16 protein-coding genes are annotated in these 21098 nt (G+C 75.2%); 9 read left to right on the top strand and 7 right to left on the bottom strand.

What is annotated here, in order from left to right; translation table 11 throughout:
* Positions 1-74: 74 nt before the first annotated feature.
* Both PATMI_RS26985 and PATMI_RS0103060 read right to left on the bottom strand, forming a co-directional pair.
* A complete protein-coding gene (locus PATMI_RS26985) occupies positions 75-2729 on the bottom strand; it encodes a heavy metal translocating P-type ATPase (protein WP_051470982.1) in 2655 nt (884 codons plus the stop codon).
* A 1-nt stretch (position 2730) separates the two neighbouring features.
* Positions 2731-3633, bottom strand: coding sequence for a cation diffusion facilitator family transporter (locus PATMI_RS0103060; protein ID WP_026909806.1), 903 nt, complete (start codon positions 3631-3633; stop codon positions 2731-2733).
* Between the two features lie 194 nt (positions 3634-3827).
* Between PATMI_RS0103060 and PATMI_RS26980 the strand changes: the two genes are divergently transcribed.
* Together PATMI_RS26980 and PATMI_RS26975 are read left to right on the top strand one after the other, a co-directional pair.
* Positions 3828-4193, top strand: coding sequence for an ArsR/SmtB family transcription factor (locus PATMI_RS26980; RefSeq protein WP_157260588.1), 366 nt, complete (start codon positions 3828-3830; stop codon positions 4191-4193).
* A gap of 79 nt (positions 4194-4272) precedes the next feature.
* Positions 4273-5820, top strand: a complete 1548-nt coding sequence (locus PATMI_RS26975; RefSeq protein WP_084270281.1) for an MFS transporter — start codon at positions 4273-4275, stop codon at positions 5818-5820.
* A 287-nt stretch (positions 5821-6107) separates the two neighbouring features.
* Here PATMI_RS26975 and PATMI_RS26970 read toward each other — a convergent pair whose 3' ends face one another.
* Positions 6108-9446, bottom strand: a complete 3339-nt coding sequence (locus tag PATMI_RS26970; RefSeq protein ID WP_036725164.1) for an AfsR/SARP family transcriptional regulator — start codon at positions 9444-9446, stop codon at positions 6108-6110.
* Positions 9447-9628: 182 nt separating this feature from the next.
* Between PATMI_RS26970 and PATMI_RS0103040 the strand changes: the two genes are divergently transcribed.
* Complete coding sequence (locus PATMI_RS0103040) at positions 9629-10687, top strand: hypothetical protein (protein WP_157260587.1); 1059 nt, start codon at positions 9629-9631, stop codon at positions 10685-10687.
* A 44-nt stretch (positions 10688-10731) separates the two neighbouring features.
* Here the strand turns inward: PATMI_RS0103040 and PATMI_RS0103035 are convergent, their stop codons facing one another.
* A complete protein-coding gene (locus PATMI_RS0103035; RefSeq protein ID WP_026909804.1) occupies positions 10732-11769 on the bottom strand; it encodes an LLM class flavin-dependent oxidoreductase in 1038 nt (345 codons plus the stop codon).
* Complete coding sequence (locus tag PATMI_RS0103030) at positions 11766-12578, bottom strand: enoyl-CoA hydratase/isomerase family protein (RefSeq protein WP_026909803.1); 813 nt, start codon at positions 12576-12578, stop codon at positions 11766-11768. The genes PATMI_RS0103035 and PATMI_RS0103030 overlap by 4 nt, the downstream gene beginning before the upstream one ends.
* A 232-nt stretch (positions 12579-12810) precedes the next feature.
* Between PATMI_RS0103030 and PATMI_RS0103025 the strand changes: the two genes are divergently transcribed.
* Positions 12811-13911, top strand: a complete 1101-nt coding sequence (locus PATMI_RS0103025) for an NAD(P)-dependent alcohol dehydrogenase (protein ID WP_036725162.1) — start codon at positions 12811-12813, stop codon at positions 13909-13911.
* A 56-nt stretch (positions 13912-13967) separates the two neighbouring features.
* Here the strand turns inward: PATMI_RS0103025 and PATMI_RS0103020 are convergent, their stop codons facing one another.
* Positions 13968-14288: a hypothetical protein gene (locus tag PATMI_RS0103020; RefSeq protein ID WP_026909801.1), complete on the bottom strand. Its 321-nt coding sequence runs from the start codon at positions 14286-14288 to the stop codon at positions 13968-13970.
* A 71-nt stretch (positions 14289-14359) separates the two neighbouring features.
* Positions 14360-14956: a glutathione S-transferase family protein gene (locus PATMI_RS0103015; protein WP_026909800.1), complete on the bottom strand. Its 597-nt coding sequence runs from the start codon at positions 14954-14956 to the stop codon at positions 14360-14362.
* A 97-nt stretch (positions 14957-15053) separates the two neighbouring features.
* On the opposite strand from PATMI_RS0103015, the gene PATMI_RS0103010 reads away from it, so the two are divergent.
* The 5 genes from PATMI_RS0103010 (at position 15054) to PATMI_RS0102990 (ending at position 21088) form a co-directional block, all read left to right on the top strand.
* Entirely contained in the window at positions 15054-16247 is a 1194-nt protein-coding gene (locus PATMI_RS0103010) for an NAD(P)-binding domain-containing protein (protein WP_051470981.1), read from the top strand.
* Between the two features lie 171 nt (positions 16248-16418).
* Positions 16419-17453: a hypothetical protein gene (locus PATMI_RS0103005; RefSeq protein ID WP_157260586.1), complete on the top strand. Its 1035-nt coding sequence runs from the start codon at positions 16419-16421 to the stop codon at positions 17451-17453.
* Positions 17447-17743, top strand: a complete 297-nt coding sequence (locus PATMI_RS26965; RefSeq protein ID WP_036725157.1) for a hypothetical protein — start codon at positions 17447-17449, stop codon at positions 17741-17743. Before PATMI_RS0103005 ends, PATMI_RS26965 begins: the two co-directional genes overlap by 7 nt.
* 4 nt (positions 17744-17747) lie before the next feature.
* Positions 17748-18083, top strand: coding sequence for a hypothetical protein (locus PATMI_RS0102995; protein ID WP_026909797.1), 336 nt, complete (start codon positions 17748-17750; stop codon positions 18081-18083).
* Positions 18080-21088: a VWA domain-containing protein gene (locus PATMI_RS0102990; protein ID WP_026909796.1), complete on the top strand. Its 3009-nt coding sequence runs from the start codon at positions 18080-18082 to the stop codon at positions 21086-21088. Before PATMI_RS0102995 ends, PATMI_RS0102990 begins: the two co-directional genes overlap by 4 nt.
* Positions 21089-21098 lie beyond the last annotated feature (10 nt).

Below are 21098 nucleotides of genomic sequence, written 5' to 3'. Positions count from 1 at the left end.
CTGGAAGAGCCACCGACCCCTCCGTTCTGTGGCACGGATTCGGTCGGGTCCCGATGTTCAGCGCCGCAGGCGGGTCACGCGCGGTCTCGGAGCGGCCGCCGCTCGAGCAGCGGTCGCGACCGCTTCCCGGCCGGGTGCCCCGAGACGAGCCGCAGGCCGTTGGCGACGACGATCAGCGACGCGCCGACGTCCACCCCGACCGCCGCCCAGAGCGGCAGCATCCCGAAGAGGAGGAACCCGGCCGCGATGACCTTCGTGCCCAGCGAGAACGCGATGTTCTGCCGGACGACCGTCCGCGTCCAGCGCGCGAGGCCGACGAGCTCGGCGACCTTGCGCGGATCGTCGCCCATCAGCGCTACGTCGGCGACCTCGATCGCCGCCGGGCTGCCCGCGGTGCCCATCGCGATGCCGAGGTCGGACGCGGCGAGGGCCGGGGTGTCGTTGACGCCGTCGCCGACCATCGCCACGCCGTCGCCGAACGACCGCACGGCGTCGGCCTTGTCACCGGGCATCAGGTCGGCGGCGACCTCGGAGATGCCGAGGTCCCCGGCGATCGCCGCCGCGGTCCGGGGGTTGTCGCCGGTCAGCATCACGGTCCGCCGCACGCCGAGCTCGCCGAGCATCGCGATCGCGTCGCGGGCCTCGGGGCGCGCGCGGTCCGCGAGGCCGATCGCCCCGATCACCCGGCCGGCGCGCTCGACGAGGACGACGGTGCGACCGGCGTCCGACAGCCGCTCGGCGAGCGTCCGCGCGCCCGTGCCCTGCTCGTCCGTGGCGAGCAGCCGCGGGCTGCCCACGCGGCAGGCGTCCCCGTCGACCGTGCCGGACGCGCCGAGGCCGGTCAGCGAGCGCAGGTCGGCGGCGGGCGGGATCGCCACGCCCCGGTCTTCCGCGTCGGCGACGATCGCCGCGGCCAGGGGATGGGCGGAGCCCTGCTCCAGCGCGGCGGCGGTGCCGAGCACGGCGGCGCGGACGGCGGGCGGGGTGGCACCCTCGGGGTACGGCGCGCCGTCGGTGGTCAGACCGTCGACCTGCACGACCTCCGGGGTCCCCTCCGTGAGGGTCCCGGTCTTGTCGAACGCGACGGTCCGGATCGTCGCGGCTCGCTCCAGGTGCGCGCCGCCCTTGATCAGGACGCCCGCCGACGACGCCCGGCCGAGCGCCGAGACGATCGACACCGGGGTCGACAGCACCAGCGCGCACGGGCAGGCGAGGATCAGCAGCGCCAGCGCGGCGTAGAACGCGTCGGAGAACGCCATCCAGCCGAGCGCCGGCGGGGCGGCGGTGACGAGCAGCGCCACCACGATCACGATCGGCGTGTAGACGCGGGCGAACGCCTGCACCCACCGCTCCGACGGCGACCGCCGGGCCTGCGCGTCGTCGACCAGCCGGGCGATCCGGTCCAGCGTGGTGTCGCCCGGCGCGCTCGTCGTCCGGACGACGAGGAGCCCCTCGCCGTTGAGCGTCCCGGCGAAGACCTGCTCGCCGGCCTCGCGGTCGACCGGCGTGGACTCGCCGGTGATCGCCGCCTGGTCGACGGCGGACGCCCCCTCGACGATCGTCCCGTCGGCCGGGAGCTGCTCGCCGGGCCGGACGACCACGAGGTCGCCCTCGACGAGCTCGCCGACCGGGACGGTCACCTCCTCGTGGTGCTCGTGGTCGCCGTGCCGACGCGTCCGCCGGACGACGGCCTCCGCCGGCGCGAGGGCCACGAGGGCCTCGAGCTCGCGGCGCGCCCGGCCGACCGCGCGACCCTCGAGCAGCTCGCCGATCGAGAACAGGACGACGACGAGCGCGGCCTCCATCCACGCGCCGATGGCCACCGCGCCGACGACGGCGATCGCCATCAGCAGGTTCATGTCGGGGCGCCGCGTCGCGAGCGCACCGGAGACCCCGGACCGCGCGATCGACACGCCGCCGACCGCGGTGCTGAGCGCGTACGCGACGACGGCGAGCGTGCCCGCCACGGGCAGGAGGTCGAGCACGGCGGCGACCAGCAGGAGCACCGCCGCCACGGTCGTGACGCGGTCGGAGCCGCGGGCCCACTCGCGCAGGACGGCGCGGGCGCCGGCCGGCCGGCCGGTCCCGGGTGCGGCGGCGGAGGCCGGGACGGGCGTGGGGTCCACATCCGCGTGCGCACGGGCGCGGCGGGCGGGCGCGTCGCCGCCGTGCGCGTGGTCGGGCGCGTCCGGTCCCGTGTCGCCCTCGGGCGTGCAGCACGCGTCCGCGCACGGCGCGGCCTGCGGCACCTCGACGAGCGCCGCAGCCGCCGCGGTCGGCAACCCGGTCGGCGGCGCGGCCGGGTCGGTCACGTCGTAGCCGAGCTTCGCGACCCGCGCACGGATCGCATCGAGGTCGCCGAGCTCGGCGTCGAGCTCCAGGCGCAGCCGGGCGGCGGTGACGCTGACGCTGACCCCGTCGACCCCCGGGAGCCGACGGACGGTGTGCTCGATGCGGGAGGCGCAGTCGGCGCAGTCCATCCCGCCGACGGTGAGCTCGGGATGGGTGAAGCGGTGCGCCAGCGCGTCGCGCGTGTCGTCCAGGGCGTGTGCGAGGCACGCCTCGTCGCAGCGGTCCGCGTCGACGGTGACCCGCAGCGCCGTGTCGTCCCGCACCGCCCGGACGTCGGTGACGCCCGCGTGGTGGGCGAGCGCCTCGCGGATCCGGCCGACGCAGGGCCCGCAGTCGGCGTCCTTGCCGAGGGAGAGGTCGATCGTCTCGGTGCTCACGTCAGATCCCCGGTTCGGCGCCGGCGTCGTAGCCGCTGGGCTCGGTCTGGATGGTCGCGTGGGAGATCCCGAACCGCTCGCGCAGGAGCGCGGTGGCGGCGCCCAGGACCGCCCCGCCGTCGGCGCCGACGGTCATGCGCAGGTGCGCGCTGGCCATGTCGGTGCCCGACGTCAGCGTCCAGACGTGGAGGTCGTGGACGCCCGCGACCCCCGGCACGGCCGCGAGCGTCGTCCGCACCTCGGCGACGTCGACGTCCCGGGGCGCGCCCTCCATGAGGATGTGGACCGCGTCGGCGCCGAGCCGCCAGGCGCGCGGCAGGACGAACAGGCCGATCGCGACGCCGACGATCGGGTCCGCGTACGGCCAGTCGGTCGCGAGCATCACCACGCCCGCGGCGAGCACGCCGAGCGAGCCGATCATGTCGGCCCAGACCTCGAGGAACGCGCCCCGCACGTTCAGGCTCTCCTTCGCCCCGGCGCGCAGAAGGAGGAAGGAGGCGACGTTCACGACGAGGCCGACGGACGCGACGACGAGCAGCCCGAGCCCGGGGACGTCGGCCGGATCGCTGAAGCGACCGACGGCCTCGATCAGGACGTAGACGGCCACCGCGAACAGCAGCACCGCGTTGGCCAGCGACGCGAGCGCCTCGAGCCGGTAGCGGCCGTAGGTGCGCTGGTCGTCCGCCCCGCCCTGCGCCATCACGATGGCCGTCAGCGCGAGCGCCAGGCCGAGCGTGTCGGTGAGCATGTGGCCGGCGTCCGAGATCAGCGCGAGCGACCCGATCGAGAGCCCCACGACGAGCTCGACCACGAGGTACGTGGCGGTGAGCGCGAGCGTGGCCGTGAGCGCGCGTCGGTGGCGGGCGCCGGCGGTGACGATGCCGTGGGAGTGGTCGTGGGCCATGAGACTGAGTCCTGCTCCTAGAAGCATGAACATCTGAACAAGTGTGAAGGTATCACGTCGCTCGTCGGGAGCGGACGGACGACCGAGGCCGCCCGGCCCGCGGGCCGTGTCGTCCCAGCCGGACGGGTCCGACCGCGGGCGCCGTGGCCCCGTCCGTCTCCGGGTCGGTCGTCGGCCGGGGTACGATTGCCCTCGTGAGCGGCCCCGGGGTCAGCGTCGGATCCGGCGCGTCGGAGGACGGGGCGGCGGGACCCTCGTCCCTCGACCTGAGCGGGGCCGAGGAGCTCGCCGAGACGTTCCGCGTCCTCGCCGACCCGGGTCGCGTCCGGGTGATCCTCGCGCTGCTCGAGGCCGGCGAGATGCACGTCGGCGGACTCGCGACCGCGGCCGGGCTGTCGGAGACCGCGTGCTCCCACGCGCTGCGCCTGCTGCGCCAGGGCCGCGTCGTCAAGCGGCGGAAGGTCGGGCGCAGCGCGCTCTACAGCCTTGACGACGAGCACGTCAGCGGGCTCCTGGGGCTCGCCCGCGAGCACATCGACCACGCGCGCGCCGGGCACTGACCGCCCGTCGGCGGGCCGTGTGCGTCCGTGTGAGCGCCGTGTGCGGGCGCTGTGAGCGCCGCCGCGCATGCTGCCCGGCATGAGCACCACATCTCTCGCGGCGGCCCCGGCCTCGCCGCGCACCTACACCTCGCTGCGTGCAGCGTGGATCCCCCTCGCGGCCCTCTGCCTGGCGTTCTTCGTCGAGATGGTCGACAACACCCTGCTGTCGATCGCGCTGCCGACGATCGGCCGCGACCTCCACAGCGGCACCACCGACCTCCAGTGGGTCACCGGCGCGTACTCGCTGACCTTCGGCGGCCTGCTGCTGACCGCCGGATCGACCGCCGACCGCTGGGGACGACGGCGCGTCCTGCAGATCGGGCTCGGCGTCTTCGGCACGCTGAGCCTCCTCGTCGTCGTCGTCCACTCCGCCGGCGAGCTGATCGCCCTGCGCGCCGGGCTCGGCATCGCCGCCGCGATGATGGCGCCGATCACGAACTCGCTCGTCTTCCGCCTCTTCGACGACAAGGCACTGCGGATGCGCGCCATGACCGTGATGATCACCGTCGGCCTGTCCGGCTTCGTCCTGGGCCCGCTGCTCGGCGGCACGGCGCTGGCGCACGTCAGCTGGGAGTGGCTGCTGGTCGTCAACGCCCCGATCGCGATGATCGCGTTCGTCGGCATCCGGCTCGGCGTCGCCGCCGACCACCCGGACGACCTGACGACCGACCGGCTCGACCTGCCCGGTGCCGTGCTGAGCGTCCTGACGATCGGCCTCGCCTGCTACTCGCTGACCAGCGGCGTCGAGCACGGCTGGGCCGGCGTCGGCACGCTCGCGGCGATCGCCGGTGCGCTCGCGGCCGCCGTCCTGTTCGTCCGGCACGAGCGCCGCACCCCCGCGCCGATGCTCGACCTCGCCCTGTTCAAGAACGGCACCGTCCGGGGCGCCGCGATCGCGCAGGCCGGCACCTCGATCGCCATGGCCGCCGTGATGTTCGGCCTGATCCTGCACTTCCAGTACGCCTACGGCTGGAGCCCGGTGAAGGCCGGCCTCGCGAACCTGCCGCTGATCGTCACGATGCTGCTCGCCGCCCCGCTGTCCGAGGGCCTCGCGAAGCGCTTCGGCCACCGCGTCGCCTGCATGATCGGCGCCGCGCTGCTGGCGATCGCGCTCGGCGGCATGTCGTGGGGCGTCTCCCACGGCTACCTCGCCATCGCGATCTCGATGGTCGTGATGACGGTCGGCCTGCGGACGATCATGACCATCTGCGCCGTCGCCCTCGTCGACGCGATGCCCGCCAACCGCACGTCGATGGGCACCGCGCTGAACGACGCGGCGCAGGAGGTCGGCACGAGCGTCGGCACCGCGATCGTCGGCACCCTGATCGCCGTCCTCGTCACCACCGCGCTGCCCACCGGGACCTGGAGCCCCGACCTCGTGCAGTCGTTCTTCCACGGCGAGCGCGTGACCTACGGGATCCTCGCGATCGTCGTCGGCGTGGTCGCCGGCTACGGCGCCTGGACCCTCACCGACTCGCGCTCGGTCGAGGAGCACCCGCAGGAGGAGGGGTCCTCCCAGGAGGCGCCCGCCGCAGACGGCACCGCGGAGCCCCTGGTCGCGCCGCGGCCGGCGGTCCACGCCTGAGAGCGGGGGGGGGACGGGGTTGGTCCCGGGGCCACCGGCGGTCGGTATCCGACCGGGGGTGACCGCGGGGCGTGGCGACGGCCCGTCCGAGGTGGTCCCGGGGTCACGGATGGTCGGTATCCGACCGGGGGTGACCGCGGGGCATGGCGACGGCCCGTCCGAGGTGTTCCCGGGGTCACGGATGGTCGGTACGCGACCAGAGGCGACCGCCGGTCTCGCGACGCGTGCGTCCCGGTGGTCCCGGGGTCACGGATGGTCGGTATCCGACCAGTGGCGCCCGTCGGCCCTCAGACGTCGCCGACGGTCGCCGGGTCCAGTCGCCGGATGGCCGTCTCGCGGTCCTGCCAGCGGCCGGCGGAGAACGCGGCGGCGTACGCCTCGTCCCCGAGCGTCTCCCGGAGGTGCGCGGTGAGGCGCGCGATGGCGGGCTCGGTCCGGTCCTCGGCCCCGCGCAGTCGGGCGGCGGCCCCGAGGATCTCGGCGGCCGCCGCCCCGTCCCCGGTGCTGCTCGCGAGGGTCGCGACCGCCACGCCGACGAGCGCGACGATCGGCTGGTCCTCGGTCTCGAGCGCCGCGGGATAGGCGACCTCCAGGTGCTGCCGTGCGACGGTCGGGTCGTCGTCCTCGACGGCGAGCAGCGCGGCGGACGCCCGGACCCCCGCCTGGATGTGCCCGCGCTCCGGCCGGCCGGGGGCGATGCGCTCGATCGTCGTGAGCGCCGCGGCGATCAGCTCGCGGGACCCCGCCTCGTCCCCGAGAACGCTGCTCAGTCGCGCGAGGAACGCCCCGGCGAACGCCGACTCGATGCCGCCGACGTCGGTGGCGTCCCGGGAGCGGCGGGCGTAGTCGCGGGCGCCCTCGAGGTCGCCCTGGCGCCAGCGCACGCCCGCGATGTCGAGCAGGAGCCGCGCGTTGTCGCTGTCGGCGCCGAGCTCCTGGAAGAGCACGCGGGCCTCCTCGAGGGCGGCGCCGGCGCCGTCGAGGTCGTCCTCGAGCATCCGCAGGCTGGCGATCGAGCTGAGCGTCGCGGTCAGGCCCCATCGCTCGCCGAGGGTGCGGAACGCGGCGAGCGCCTCGTCGAGATGGCGGCGGATGCCCTCGACGTCGCCCTCGTTCTCGGCCCACTGCGCCAGCGCGAGCGGGACGGTCGCACGGACCCACGCATCGTCGCTCCGGAGCGCGCGGTCGAAGAGCTCCCGCGCCCGCGCCGGCTCCGCCGAGAACCAGGCCAGGAGCGGTGCGCCGGCGACCGCGACCGGGCGCGGCGACAGGTCCAGGTGGTCGAGCTCCTGGAGGAGCCCCGCGAGGTCCTCGCGGACGTCGGCGGTCCGGGCGTCGTCCCCGAACAGGAGCAGGTTCTCGGCGAGCAGCCGGTCCAGCGGGTCGGCGTCGCCCGGGACCGCGTGCGCCAGTCGGATCGCCGCCGCGGCGTCGTTCGGGCTGCCGGACAGCACCCAGAACCAGCCGAGCGCGAGAGCGAGCCGCAGGGCGCGGCGGGCGTCGCCGTCGTCCGCCAGCCAGCGCAGGGCGGCCAGCAGGTTGTCGCGCTCGGCCTGCAGCCGGCGGAACCAGTGCAGCTGCTCCGGGCCGCGCAGCTGCGGGTCGGCCTCGTCCGCGAGCGCCGCGAAGAACGCCGCGTGGGCCGTGCGGGTCGCCGCGAGCTCGTCCCGCGCGGCGAGCCGGCCGGTGCCGTACTCGCGGATCGTCTCGAGCATCCGGTAGCGCGGCACGCCCCGGTCGACGAGGACCAGCAGCGAGCGGTCCACCAGCGCGGCGAGCAGGTCGAGGACCGCGTCGCCGTCGAGGTCGTCGTCCGCACAGACCGCCGCAGCGCTCTCGGGCGTGACGCCCGCGGGGAAGACGGCGATCCGCCGGGCGACGAGGCGCTCGTCGTCGGTCAGGAGGTCCCACGACCAGTCGACGACGGCGCGGAGGGTCTGCTGGCGGGGCAGCGACGCACGGCTGCCGCCCGTGAGCAGGCGGAACCGGTCGTCCAGCCGCGCCGCGATCTGCGGGGCCGGGAGCGAGCGCAGCCGGGCGGCGGCCAGCTCGATCGCGAGCGGCAGGCCGTCGAGGCGCCGGCAGATCTCGACGACGCTGCCGACGGTCCCGTCGTCGACCGCGAACCCGGGCGACGCGTCGGCCGCGCGATCGGCGAAGAGGCGCACCGCGGGGTGCCGCAGCGCGGACGCGGCGTCGGCGTCGACGGGCGGGAGTCCGAGCGGGGGGACCTGCTCCAGGCGCTCCCCGGCGATGCCGAGCGGCTCGCGGCTCGTGGCGATGATCCGCAGGCGCGGGCAGTGCGCCAGCAGCTGGTCGGCGAGCACCGCGGCGGCGGCGACGAGGTGCTCGCAGTTGTCGAGGACGAGCACCGTCTCGCGCTCGGCGAGGACGTCGAGCAGGTGCGCCACCGGGTCGGTGTCGGCGTGCGGGGCAGGGCCGGTCGTCGCAGGGCCGGCGCCCGGGCGACCGGGCCCCGGGCCGACGATCCCGCCGCCCGCCCCGGACTGCCGGAGCAGGCTCGCCTCGCGCAGGCCGAGCGCCCCGAGGACGCCCGCCCCGACGTCGGCCGGGTCGGTGATCGTCGCGAGCTCGACCATCCAGATCCCGTCCGCGGCGCGGTCCTGCTGCCGGCCGGCGACCTCGCCGGCCAGGCGCGTCTTGCCGGCCCCGCCCGGACCGACGAGGGTGAGCAGGCGGTGGTCGGCCAGCAGCGCGTCGAGCCGCTCGACCTCGTCGGCGCGGCCGACGAAGCTCGTCAGGGTGTGCCGGAGGTTCGTGCGGCGGACGGGCGCGTGGGCGTCGGGGTCGGCGGTCGCGGCGTCGGGGCGCGCAGGCGTCGGGAGGCGGGCCGGCTCTGCGCTCGCAGGGCCCGTGGTCGCCGTCGGACCGGTCGCCGTCCCGTCGATCACGGCGAGGTGCGCCGCCCGGAGGTCGGCTGAGGGCAGCGCGCCGAGCTCGTCGTCGAGGCGCCGGCGGACCTGCTCGTAGGCGCCGAGCGCGTCGGCCGACCGGCCGGCCGCCGCCAGCGCGCGCATCCGCTGCGCGGCGAGCCGCTCGTTGAGCGGGTGGGCGATCGTCAGGCGGTCGAGCTCAGCGACGAGGTCCGCGCCGGACCCGAGCGCCAGGTCGGCCTCGAGCCGGTCGACCGTCGCGGTCAGGCGCAGGCCCTCGAGCCGGTCGGCCGCCTCCGTGGCGAACCGCCGGTCGCCGGCGAGCTCGCCGAGCGCCGGGCCCCGCCAGGTCGCGAGCGCGTCGCGGAGGAGCGTCGCGGCCGTCGCGGCGTCGCCGGCCCGCAGCGCGGTCGCGCCTCGCCGGGCGGCGTCCTCGAACGCGAGCGCGTCCATCTGCTCGGGCGGGACCGTCAGCCGGTAGCCCGCGACGCCGGAGACCACCGCGCCCGACCCCAGCGCACGCCGCAGCCGGGAGACCAGCGCCTGGAGCGCGTGCGCCGCGTCGGCCGGTGGCGCCTCCTCCCAGATGGCGTCGATCAGCGTCGCGGTGCCGACGTCGCGGCCCGCGTCGAGCGCCAGTCGCACGAGCAGCGCGCGGACGCGCCCGCCCGCGAGGGGTACCGGGCTCCCGCCCTGCCGGACCTCGAGGGCTCCGAGGATGGCCACGTGCACGGGGCCATGCTTGCACGGGCCCGTGGCGGCGCTCAGGGGGTGGCGCGCCGGAACGCCGCCCGGAGCCGGGCGGTCGCGGCCGGACGTCTCTCACCCGCCCGTGCCGGAGGTCCTCGGCACCGATCGTGTGGACGCCGTATCCGTCCGGGGGTAGGTTCTGGCGCACGAAGAGCAGATGCGCGGTGGCCGGAGCAGGCGTGGCGATGCTGGTGGTGGCCCTGCCGGCGAGCGGCCCAGCGGCGACGACGGTCGGCCTGAGCTTCAACCCGACGTCGAACTGCATCAACGCCCCGCACACGTACTACCCGCAGAAGACCACGGCCGACCCGTTCGTCATCGCCTCTCCGGGCGTGATCACGTCGTGGACGTTCCGCACGGGGAGCGCGGGGTTCGCCGTCTTCAAGCTGAAGGTCGGCACCAGCTCCACGAACCGGATCGTCCGCACCGACGCCCAGAGCGAGTCGGTGACGCTCCTCCCCAACACCGCCACGCTGAACCCCGTGCGGATCCCGGTCGTCGCCGGCCAGCGCGTCGGCTTCTACACGGACGTCAACTCCCCCTGCTGGGCCTCGACCCAGGGTGGCGTCGACGACTCGCTGTGGGACGACCGCGCGACGATGCCCGACATCCAGCCGGGCACGACCTACACGTTCAACACGCTGGGCGCCTGGTCGTTCCCGCTGTCGGTCCGCGTGGAGCCGGACGCCGACAAGGACGGGTACGGGGACGAGACGCAGGATGCCTGCCCGACGGTGGTCGGCCCGGGGACGTGCCCGCCGCCGACGCCGGACCCCACGCCGACCGTCCCGGATCCGACCCCCACCGTGCCGACCCCGACTCCGACCGTCCCGACCCCGCCCGACGTCACCGCGCCGAGCGTCCGTCGCGTGTCGCTCTCGCGACCCTCGTCCAGGACGACGTCGGGCATCGAGCTCTCCTTCGACCTGTCGGAGCCCGGGAAGGTCGTCGCGACCGTGGAGCGCAGGAGCACCGGCCGGCGCGTCGGGAAGACCTGCAGCAGGCAGACGTCGAAGAACCGCGGCCGGAAGCGCTGCGACCGGTTCACGAAGGTCGGCTCGTTCGTCGTCGCGGGCGCGGCCGGCCGGAACAGCGTCCCGCTGCCGGCCCGTATCGGTGGACGGCGCCTCGCGGAGGGCCGGTACCGCCTGGGCGTGGTGGCGACCGACCCGTCGAAGAACGCCTCCGCGGCGTCGCGGCAGAGCTTCAGGATCGTGAAGTAGGGCGGGCCGCGGCCGGCGCGCAGCCGCCGGCCGCGCCCCGCCGGCTACGCCCGGTCCCGCACCGCCCCGAGCTCGTGCACCGTGCGGATGGTGTCGCCGCAGGGGATGCAGATCATCGTGTCGACGCCGGCGTCCGTGAACTGCGCGAGGCGGGCGGCCAGCGTGTCGGGGGTCGCGGCGACCGTGACGGCGTCCACGAGGTCGGTGGGGACCGCGGCCTCGGCACCCGCCCGGTCGCCGGCGAGGTAGCGGTCCTGGATCGCCGTGGCGGCGTCGCCGTACCCGTAGGCCGCCGCCAGCTCGACGTAGAAGTTCTTGCCCTTCGCGCCCATCGCCCCCAGGTAGAACGCGACCCACGGCCGCACCGCCTCGCGGGCCTCCTCGACGGTGTCGGCGACGCACGTCGGGATCAGGCAGCAGGTCTCGAAGTCGTCGTTCGTGCGGCCCGCCTCGCGCAGCGCGGCCTGCAGCGGGTCGAGGAGCGGCCCCGGGTGCTCGGGATCGACGAGGAACCCGATCCAGCCGTCGCCGATCCTCGCGCACTGCTCGATCGCCTTCGGCGCCGTGGCCCCGAGGTAGAACGGGACCTTCGGGCGCTCGGGACGGACCAGCAGGCGCAGCGCCTTGCCGAGCCCGGTGACGCCCTCCGCGTCCGGGTCGACCTGCTCGGGGATCGTCTCCCCGGCGATCACGTCCCGCATCAGGGCGAGGTACTCGCGGGTCCGCTTCAGCGGCTTCCCGAACGGCGCGCCGTACCAGCCCTCGGAGACCTGCGGACCGCTCGGCCCGATGCCGACGCACAGCCGGCCGCCGGACATCACGTCGAGCGACGCGATGGCCATCGCCGCGGTCGTCGCGGGCCGGGCCGGCAGCTGCATGATCGCGGTGCCGAGCCGGACGTTCTCGGTCAGGACGGTGAGCGCGCCGAGCATCGAGACGGTGTCCTGCCCCCACGCCTCGCTCGCCCACACGGAGTCCAGGCCGAGGTCGTCGGCGAGCACGGCCAGCTCGACCTGCTCGTCGTACGTGAACCAGGGCCAGTAGGCGAGGGAGATCCCGAGCTTCGGGAGCGCGACGCTCACGACGCGGTCCCGATCTCGGCGTACCGGGGCGTCCGCCGGGCGGCGAAGGCCTCGATCCCCTCGCGGCCCTCGGGCGACGTGGCCTGCGCGACGATCTGCGCCTTCTCGACGTCGAGGTGGTCGGCGAACGACCGCCGGGTCCCCTCGTCGAGCAGGCGCCGGATCGCGGCGAACGCCCCGGTCGGCCCGGCGGCGAGGGCCTCGATCCGGGCCGTCGCGGCGGCCTCGAGCTCGTCGTCCTCCACGACCTCCGAGACGAGCCCGGCGGCCAGCGCGTCACCGGCCCGCCACATCCCGCCGGCGAACAGCAGGGACGTGGCCCGCGTGAGGCCGACCTTGCGGGTCAGGTTCCAGGTCATGCCGCCGTCGGGCGTCAGGCCCACGCCCGGGTACCCGCCGAGGAACTTCGCGGACGACCCGGCGATCACGACGTCGGCGAAGGCGGCGAGGCTGAGCCCGGCCCCGAAGGCCGCGCCGCGGACGACGGCCACGACGGGAGCGGCGCTCTCGGTGAGCAGCAGGAGCCCGGCGTGGAGGTTCGTCGCCATGCCGTCGAGCGCGGCGGCCGGGTCGTCCGCCGCCCCGAAGTACTCGACGTCGCCACCGGAGCAGAACGCCTTCCCGGACCCGCGCAGGACGACGACCCGGACGGCCGGGTCGGCGGCGACCGTGGCGGCGGCCTCGCGGAACGCCTCCGTCATCGCGTGGTCGAACAGGTTGCCGGTCTCCGGCCGGTTCAGCGTGATGGTCGCGATCCCGGCGGAGACGTCCAGGAGGACCGTGCTCCCCGACGGCGTGGTGGTGGTCATCGGGCGATTCTCTCCGCGGGCGCGCGCGACGGCCATCCCTCGCGGACGGTGTCTCCCTCTCCCGTACGGCGGACGTCGAGCACCTCCGCGCCGCTTTCGCGCGTTCGGGGCGTCGCTGCCGGTCCGACGCCGGCCACCCGGGCGAGGAACCTCTCCCGATCGGACCATAGGCGGGCGGCCCGGCCCCGGGGTAGCGTCGGAACGTCAGCAACACCGAGAGTCCGGAGGGACCGTGAAGGCCACCGCTGCAGTGCTACGCGAGATCGATCAGCCGCTCGTGATCGAGGAGATCGAGGTCTCGGAGCTCCAGGAGGACGAGGTCCTCATCGACATCAAGGGCGCCGGGATCTGTCACACCGACATGACCGGCATCGACGGCACGGTCCCGCTCCCGCTGCCCACCGTGCTCGGGCACGAGGGGGCCGGCATCGTCGCCGCCGTCGGCTCCGACGTCACGACGGTCGCCCCGGGCGACCACGTCGTCCTCAGCTTCGGCCACTGCGGCGAGTGCGACGTCTGCACCGGAGGACGGCCGGCCTACTGCGAGCTCTTCGCCGCGCTGAACTACTTCGGCACGCGGCTGGACGGGACCACCACGTACAGCAAGGGCGACGAGGAGGTCTACGGCAACTTCTTCCAGCAGTCGTCCTGGGCGTCGCGGGCCATCGCGAAGGCGACGAACACCGTCAAGGTCCGCGAGGACGCACCGATCGAGCTGCTCGGTCCGCTGGGCTGCGGCATCCAGACCGGGGCGGGCACGGTCCTCAAGGTCCTGAACCCGAAGCCGGGGCAGGGCATCGCCATCTTCGGCCTCGGCGGCGTCGGACTCGCGGCGCTGATGGCGGCCAAGGCCGCGGGCTGCGACCCGATCGTCGGCATCGACACGAACGCCGCGCGCCTCGAGTTCGCCAAGGAGCACGGCGCGACGCACGTCTTCGACCCGACGGCGACGAAGGACCTGATCTGGGACATCCAGCAGATCACGGACACCGGGCTCGACTACTCGTTCGACACGGTCGGCACCGAGGGCGTCATCCGCAACACCCTCGAGGTGCTGAAGTCGCCGGGGCACGCGGCGACGGTCGGCTTCCAGGGCCTCGAGAACAACATCTCGATCGACCAGGGGCACCTGCTGCTCGGCCGCACGCTCTCGGGCGTCATCGAGGGCGACGTCGACCCGCAGCAGTTCATCCCGGAGATGGTCGAGATGTACCTCGACGGGAAGTTCCCGTTCGACGAGCTGATCAAGACGTTCCCGTTCGAGCAGATCAACGAGGCGGTCAAGTCGTCCGCCGACGGCGAGGTCATCAAGCCGGTCGTGGTCTTCGACTGACCGGCGGCCGGTCGCGGCGCGCGCGTGCCCGGGGGCACCGCCGCGCCGCGTCCGCCTCACCAGGGCTCGGGTCCCGCCGCCTGCACGCGCTTCACCACGGCGACGAAGGCCTCGAAGCGCTCCCACTCCTGCGGATCGAGGTCGAGCTTCAGCCGCTCGGAGCCCAGGCGCATCTCGCCCTTCTCGTCCAGCCGCCCCATGCGCACCTGGACGCGCCCCTTGCGGTCGGGTGCCCGGGCGGCGAACACGACGTGGTCGACGTGGATCCGCATCGACCAGTCCGAGCGCGACGAGAACGCGTCGATCACGCGGGAGTGCAGGCGGAGGACCTCGGTGCCGACCTCCAGCTCGCAGGGGCCGACCTCGGAGGACGTCATCCGCGGAAGGGTAGCCGGGGCGCGCGGTGCGTCCGGCCCCGGCGCGCGGCCGCCGGGCACGCGCGCCGTCGTCAGGGTCCCGGGACCCGCACGGCCTCCGCCCGGACGTTCGCCGGCCGGGCCGCCGCGCGGTCGAGGTAGTCGCGCAGCGGGCCGTCCTCGTCGATCAGGCCGCGACGGAAGGCGGCGCCGAGCGGGCCGCTGCACAGCACGTCGGCCACCGTGAAGCGGTCGCCGAGCAGCCAGGGGCCCTCGGAGAGCGTCGCCCGGAGCGCGGCCGCGACCGGCGTGAAGCGCTCGGCCAGGGCGTCGAGGTCCTGGCCGGCCCGCTTGGCCCGCATCCACGGGAAGACGGTGCCCTCGAGCTCGGAGAACGCGAAGAACGCCCATTGGTAGACCAGCGCCCGCTCGGTCGAGCCGACCGGACCGAGCAGCCCGGCGTCGGGGTGCAGGTCGGCGAGGTGGAGGCAGATGGCGCCCGACTCGAAGACGTGGCGGCCGTCGTCGAGCTCGAGCACCGGGACCCGACCCAGCGGGTGCCGTCGGAGGTGCTCCTCGCCGCGACGCTCGTCGCCGGGCAGCAGCGCGAGCTCGTAGGGCGCGCCGATCTCCTCGAGCGTCCAGAGGGCGCGCGTCGATCGGGAACCGGGCAGGTGGTAGAGGCGCACGCCCACGACCCTAGAACAGGCCGTCGTCGGGGTCCCTGCGGTCGCCGGATCCCCGCCCCGTGACGGGGTCCCGGCCGCGACGCGCGACACTCGGTGCATGAGCGGCGCGACGGGGAACCCGGGCGACGGACACGCGACCGTCGTCGTCATCGGCGGGGGGCAGGCCGGCCTGTCCGCGGCGTACCACCTGCGTCGCCGGGGGTTCGCGGACGTCGCGGCCTCCGACGCCGGGTCGTCGATGGCCGCGGCACCGGGTGCAGCGGCCGCGGAATCCACCACGGCGGCCCCGACCTTCGTCGTCCTGGACGCCGAGGACGCTCCGGGCGGCGCGTGGCGGCACCGGTGGGCGTCGCTGACGATGCGCACCGTCAACGGCATCTTCGACCTGCCGCGGTTCCCGAAGCCGCCGATCGACCCGGACGCTCCCAGCAGGGTCGCCGTGCCGGAGTACTTCGCCGCGTTCGAGCGCGCGGAGGACCTGCCGATCCGCCGCCCCGTGACGGTCACGGAGGTCACCCGCGCCGACGAGGACCCCGACGGCGACCTCCTCGTCGCGACCGCCGACGGGCGCCTGCGGACCCGGGCGATCATCAACGCCACCGGCACCTGGAACACCCCGGTCCTGCCCGCCTACCCCGGACAGCGGACCTTCCGCGGGCGGCAGCTGCACACCCGCGACTACGTGCGCGCCGACGCGTTCGCCGGGCAGCGGGTGGCGATCGTCGGCGGCGGCATCTCGGCGCTCCAGCTGCTCGAGGAGCTCTCCCGGAAGTCCACGGTGCTCTGGTACACGCGGCGGGAGCCGGTCTTCCTCGACGGCGAGTTCCGGGCCGAGGTCGAGGGCCGGATGGTCATCGAGCGGGTGACGGCGGACGTCGAGGCCGGCAACCCGACCGGCAGCGTCGTCTCCTACACCGGCCTGATCGAGACGCCCTACGTGCGGGCCGCCCGCGAGCGCGGCGTCCTGCACCGACGTCCCATGTTCGTCGCCGTCGAGCCGGACGGCGTCCGCGAGCCCGACGGCTCGCACACCCCGGTCGACGTGCTCCTCTGGGCCACGGGCTTCAAGCCCCACATCGCCCACCTCGACCCGCTCCACCTGCGCAACGACCGGGGCGGCATCGAGCTGCGCGGCACCCGGGTCGCGGACGAGCCGCGGGTCCACCTGATCGGCTATGGGCCCTCGCAGTCGACCGTCGGCGCCAACCGCGCGGGCCGGGCCGCGGCGTGGGAGTTGGCCGAGCGGCTGGGGGTCGCGAGGCCGACGGCGGTGCGGCGCGGGGTGCGGTGACGGCTCCGGCGGCGGATGTCGGCCTCGGCGCCGGGGCACGTCCTGGGCTGCGCCCACGACGATCCGAGGCGACCGGATCCGTCTCGGAACGACCTTGGCGGCAAGGCCCCTCCGCCAGATGGCGGATCTCTCTCGACGGGCGCGATCCTGCGCCGTAAGCTGGCCCGGCGCATGTGGGGAAGCCCTTCAGTCACGGACTTCTCCGCCGAACGACCAGCAACTCGCAGTGGACAGGTCGCCCGCCTGTGCGTCCTCGGCGTCGCGGTGCTCGCGCTCGCGTCGAGTCCCTTCCTTCCCTGGGTCCAGGCCAAGGCGCTGGACCGCTCGTGGTCCCTCACGCTGAGTTCCAGCGCCGGGTGGTCCGTGTTCGTGATCGTCCTCGCGGTGATCGTCGCCGCGGGCGCGGTCGCGCAGCGGGACGGGCGGGGACCGGGCCAGCCGCCCGTGGTGCTCCTCGTCGGTGGGCTGGTGGCGGTCGCGTGCGGCTTGGCGCTGCTCCTGGTGGAGAGCGTCGCCGCGCTGATCCCGAACGGCCTGCTCCCCGACACGATCCGCAGGAGCTCGGTCGACGTGACCGGCGGCGCCGGCCTCTGGCTCGCGTTCGGGGCGTCGACGCTCGCGGTCGCCGTGGGGAGCCGGCGGCTCTGGGACCGCATCCTCGAGACCCTCTCGGCGACCTGGCACGGGTCCGCGAGAGCGGCAGACGTCGCCGGACCCGCGTGGCGCCGCATCGACTGGCCCCTCACGGTGGGTCTCGCCGCCCTCACCGTCTCCTGCGTCGCGGTCAGCGTGCTGCGCTACGAGCCCTGGTTGCGGACGACCGTCGTCGGCAGCGACGGGAGCCTGGACGGCTGGGCGCTCCCGTGGCTGGGGCCGACGACGCTCTTCGCCGTCTGGATGCTCGTCGGTGGTCTGGTGCTCACGCTCGTCCACCGAGGGACGACCGGACCGTTGCTCGCGGCGGGAGCCGGCTGGCTCCTGTCGCTCGCGTCCGCGATCGTCATCGTCGCCGCCTCGTCGGTCGGCCGCGTCGGCGTGAAGGACCTGCACGTCTCGAGCTTCGGGTCGGTGCCCCTCGACCGCATCGAGGCGGGGTTCGACATCGGCCCTGCGGTCGGCGCGACGTTCGCCGCCGGACTCCTGGCCGCAGCCGGCGCCGGGCTCGTGATCTGGGCGCGCACCCCGGGACGGGAGCCGTCGTGGTGACCGCGGGGGTCTTCGGGGTCCTCGCCGAGGTCCTGCTGCTCTTCGTCCTCGTGTGGATCCTCGTGTTCGGCGGGATCGGCGCGCTCCTGGCGCGGTCGCGTGGCGGCTCGTGGGCGACCGGCCTGGCGTGGGGGGCGTTCCTCGGACCGTTCGGGTGGGCCATCGTCGCCGTCACCACCCGGGGCGGCCGCGTGATCGATGCCGCCGCGGTCTTCGGCGACGAGTCCGACCGGTACCGCGCGGAGCCCGAGCCGCTCGGCGACCGCCCTTCCTCCGGATCCGACTGGTGACCCGATGACCGACGACGACGCCCCCATCACGACGACGTCCGGTGACGGCGCGCGCGCCGCCGCCGTCGCGTTCCCCGTCGCGATCGTCCTGAGCCTGCTCGTCGGACTGGCGACCTTCGCGGGCGGCCGCGGACTCGGCGTCAACCTCGCCGGGTACGCCATCGGGTGCGTCGCGGCGCTCGTCCTCGTCGCCCTGTACCGCCGCTGGCTCGTCCGGCGGGTCGCCGCCACGGGCGTGGCGACGCCCGCCGTCGTGCGGTGGGCGATGACGGCCGCCATCGTCGTCGGGGTCCTGCAGGCCGGCGGACACGCGTACCTGATCGGACGGGTGTACGGATGAGGGCGCTGCGCGCGGTCGCCGCGACGATCGTCTTCCTGCTCGCCGCGCTGGCGATGCCGTCCGTCGTCCCGGCGCGCACCGCGTCCCAGGGCGGCGGACGTCCGGCGTCGCCTGCCGCGGGCGACACGGCGGCGTCCCGGCTCGCGACGTGCGTGCAGACCCGCGGTCGGCTGTCGGTCGTCGTCCTCATGGACGAGTCGGGGAGCCTCGCCGCGACCGACCCGGACGCCCAGCGCGTCGAGGGCCTGCGGGCGACGCTGGCGGGGCTCTCGCGGCTCGCGGACACCCCGTCGGGCAGCGACCGGCGCCGGCCGAGGGTCGACGTGCTGCTCGCGGGGTTCTCCGGCAAGGTCGTTCCGGACCCGTCGGCGGCCGGCGCCCAGTGGCGGTCCCTGAACCCGAGCACGCTCGACGGCGTCCTGCAGACCGCGGGCCGGCTCTACACCGACGCCGACACCGGACAGGACACCGACTACGCACTGGCGCTCACCGGCGCCCGCAGGTTCCTCCAGGGCCGCGCGGCCGACCTCGCTCGTGCCGACGGGGCGGCGGAGACCGCGGCGCGCCCGTGCCAGGCCGTCATCTTCTTCACGGACGGCGAGTTCGACATCCGGGACCGCAACGGCCGGAAGGCCAGGGCACAGGGCCTCCCGACGCAGCTCTCGTACGCGCCCGGCGTCGACGTCACCGGCGACGGACGGGACGTCACGGTGGAGGCCGCCGTCCGCGCGGGCAAGGACTACCTCTGCCGCACCGGCGGACGCACCGGGGGCCTCATGGACGCGTACGCGACGGACGGCACCTTCGGGACGCTGCTCTTCACGGTCGCGCTGTCCAGCCGGCTGTCCCAGGCCGACCGCTCGTTCCTCGAGGGCATGACCGACGGCACGGGCACGCCCTGCGGCGACCGGAGGTCCCCGAAGGTCGGGCAGTACCTCGGCGCGGACGGCAGCCAGGACCTCTTCTTCAAGTTCGGCGATCTCCTCGCGGGCGCGGACACCGCCCCGACCGAGGGCGACGGCGAGTTCCGCGCCGCTCAGGGGATGGACCGGTTCATCCTGCGCGCCGTCACGGGCGCCGACGGGGTCGCGGTCCGGCTCACCGGGCCGCGGGGCCACCGCCTCGACCTGCGCCTCGGCGGGCCGACGACCCAGCGCCTCGACGGTGCGACGATCACCCAGCGCTGGGTGAGCCGCCGCGCGGTGGAGATCGAAGGACGCTTCGACCGGAGGTCCGAGGACTGGATCGGGGGCTGGACCTACGGCTTCACCCCGGTCGGCGCCGGCGACACCCGGCCGCGGTCCACGCTCCAGCTGTTCGCCGACGTCTCGCCGGTCCTCCTCGGACGGAAGGAGATCGTCCGTGGCGCGCCGACGACGCTGCGGCTCGCGCTCCAGCGTCGCGACGGCACCCGGGTCACCGGCGGTCCCCTCATCACCGGGGGGACGATGACGGCCGAGGTGACCGACCCGGAGTCCTCCGAGACGTCCCCGGTCTCCGTGACGCCCGAGCCCGGCGGCCTCTTCGTCGCGCGGACGTCGCTGCCCGGCAGCTCGGCCGCCGCGCGCCTGTTCCTCAAGGCGACGATCGAGTTCTCGGGACGCGACCTGCAGGTCGCCCAGCAGACCGGCTCGTTCCAGCTCGCGGTACGCGACCCCCCGGGTCAGGGCTTCCCGGTGGTGACGCCGGACGAGCTGCACCTGCCGTCGATCGCGGGTGCCGACACGGCGGGCGCGATGGTCACGATCACCGGCTCGTCGTCGGGCGGCGGGTGCGTGACCTTCGGGACCGCCCGCGTGTCCGGGCCCGGCCGCCCGACCGTCGCGACCGACGCCGGGACCGGGTGCGTACGGGTCGGCCGCGGGCAGCGCCGGACGGTCCGGGTGACCATCACGACGAAGGACGACGACGCCACCGGCTCGGTCGACGCGACGCTCCCGATCACGCTGCAGAGCGACCTCAAGCGCGGGGAGACGCGCAGCGTCCTGCTGCGACTCGACGGCGAGGTCTACTCGAAGCCCAAGGTCGCGCTGCGGTGGGCGATCGTGTCGGTGCTCACCCTCCTCGGGATCGCGATCCCGCTGCTGCTGCTCCACGTCCTGAACGTCCTCTCGGCACGGTTCGCGCCGCCCCAGCGGGTGCGGGCGCAGGTGGTCGACGACGTGGTGGTCCGGCCGGCCGACGTGTCGACGGACCGCGGGCCGTTGCGCCGCGACTGGGAGGCCTTCGGGTTGCTCTCCGACACCGGTCAGAGCCGTGCGGTGCGCGAGCTGTCGGTCGGTCCCGTCGCGCTGCACGCCGTCGCGAGCGGCTCGCGGGAGGACCGGCGCCTGACGCTCTTCAGCGGGCCGTACGGCGTCGCGACGAGCGACGGTCGGCCGATCGTCGGCGGACTCGCCGGAGCCGGCGAGGTCGTCCCGTTGCGCGGGGGCGTCGCGCACGAGGTCCCGCTCGGGCTCGCCGGGTCGTGGCTCTTCGTGCCCGAGGACATCCGGTGGCCCGAGGAGGCAGCCGCCGCCTACGGCGACGACGGCGACGGTCCCGCGCAACCGGACGAGGTCCGGGGCACGCTCGTCCTGTTCGTCGCCGACGGCGGCGGGCTCACCGCGGCCGCGGACGTCGTCACGGCGGCCGAGGGCGCGCTCGGGACCCACACGTGGACCGCGGTCTCCGGGGTCCTGGACGCGCAGCGCGCGGAGGCGGACCGACCGTCGCCGCTCGCACGGCTGAAGGCCCGGTTCCGGCGGTCGGACGACGGCGGACCGCAGGACGTCCCGTGGACGGACGACGAGTCCGCCGCCGGCGGGAGCGGGGACGGCTTCGCGGACGACGGACCCGACGACGAGTGGGGCGGGTCGTCGGGGGGCTCCGCATCGTCGGGCTCCGGGTCCGACGACGACTGGTCCGGGACCTCCGGATCGGTGGACACCGGGTCGGACGACGACCTCGCGGGCCGCGACGACGAGGAGCCGTCGGGACCTGGCGGCAGCTCCTCGAACTGGTAGTCGACGAAGG

The sequence above is a fragment of the Patulibacter minatonensis DSM 18081 genome (genome assembly GCF_000519325.1).
GTDB classification, from domain to species: domain Bacteria; phylum Actinomycetota; class Thermoleophilia; order Solirubrobacterales; family Solirubrobacteraceae; genus Patulibacter; species Patulibacter minatonensis.
The sequence above is the reverse complement of the archived record's forward strand: the minus strand, read 5'-3'. Positions and strand labels throughout refer to the sequence as shown.

Excerpts from the sequence above, each read along its gene's own strand:
- PATMI_RS0103060 (WP_026909806.1), bottom strand. The coding sequence starts at position 3,633 with ATGGCCCACGACCACTCCCACGGCATCGTCACCGCCGGCGCCCGCCAC.
- PATMI_RS26975 (WP_084270281.1), top strand. The coding sequence starts at position 4,273 with ATGAGCACCACATCTCTCGCGGCGGCCCCGGCCTCGCCGCGCACCTAC.
- PATMI_RS0103030 (WP_026909803.1), bottom strand. The coding sequence starts at position 12,578 with ATGACCACCACCACGCCGTCGGGGAGCACGGTCCTCCTGGACGTCTCC.
- PATMI_RS0103020 (WP_026909801.1), bottom strand. The coding sequence starts at position 14,288 with ATGACGTCCTCCGAGGTCGGCCCCTGCGAGCTGGAGGTCGGCACCGAG.
- PATMI_RS0103010 (WP_051470981.1), top strand. The coding sequence starts at position 15,054 with ATGAGCGGCGCGACGGGGAACCCGGGCGACGGACACGCGACCGTCGTC.
- PATMI_RS0103005 (WP_157260586.1), top strand. The coding sequence starts at position 16,419 with ATGTGGGGAAGCCCTTCAGTCACGGACTTCTCCGCCGAACGACCAGCA.
- PATMI_RS0102995 (WP_026909797.1), top strand. The coding sequence starts at position 17,748 with ATGACCGACGACGACGCCCCCATCACGACGACGTCCGGTGACGGCGCG.
- PATMI_RS0102990 (WP_026909796.1), top strand. The coding sequence starts at position 18,080 with ATGAGGGCGCTGCGCGCGGTCGCCGCGACGATCGTCTTCCTGCTCGCC.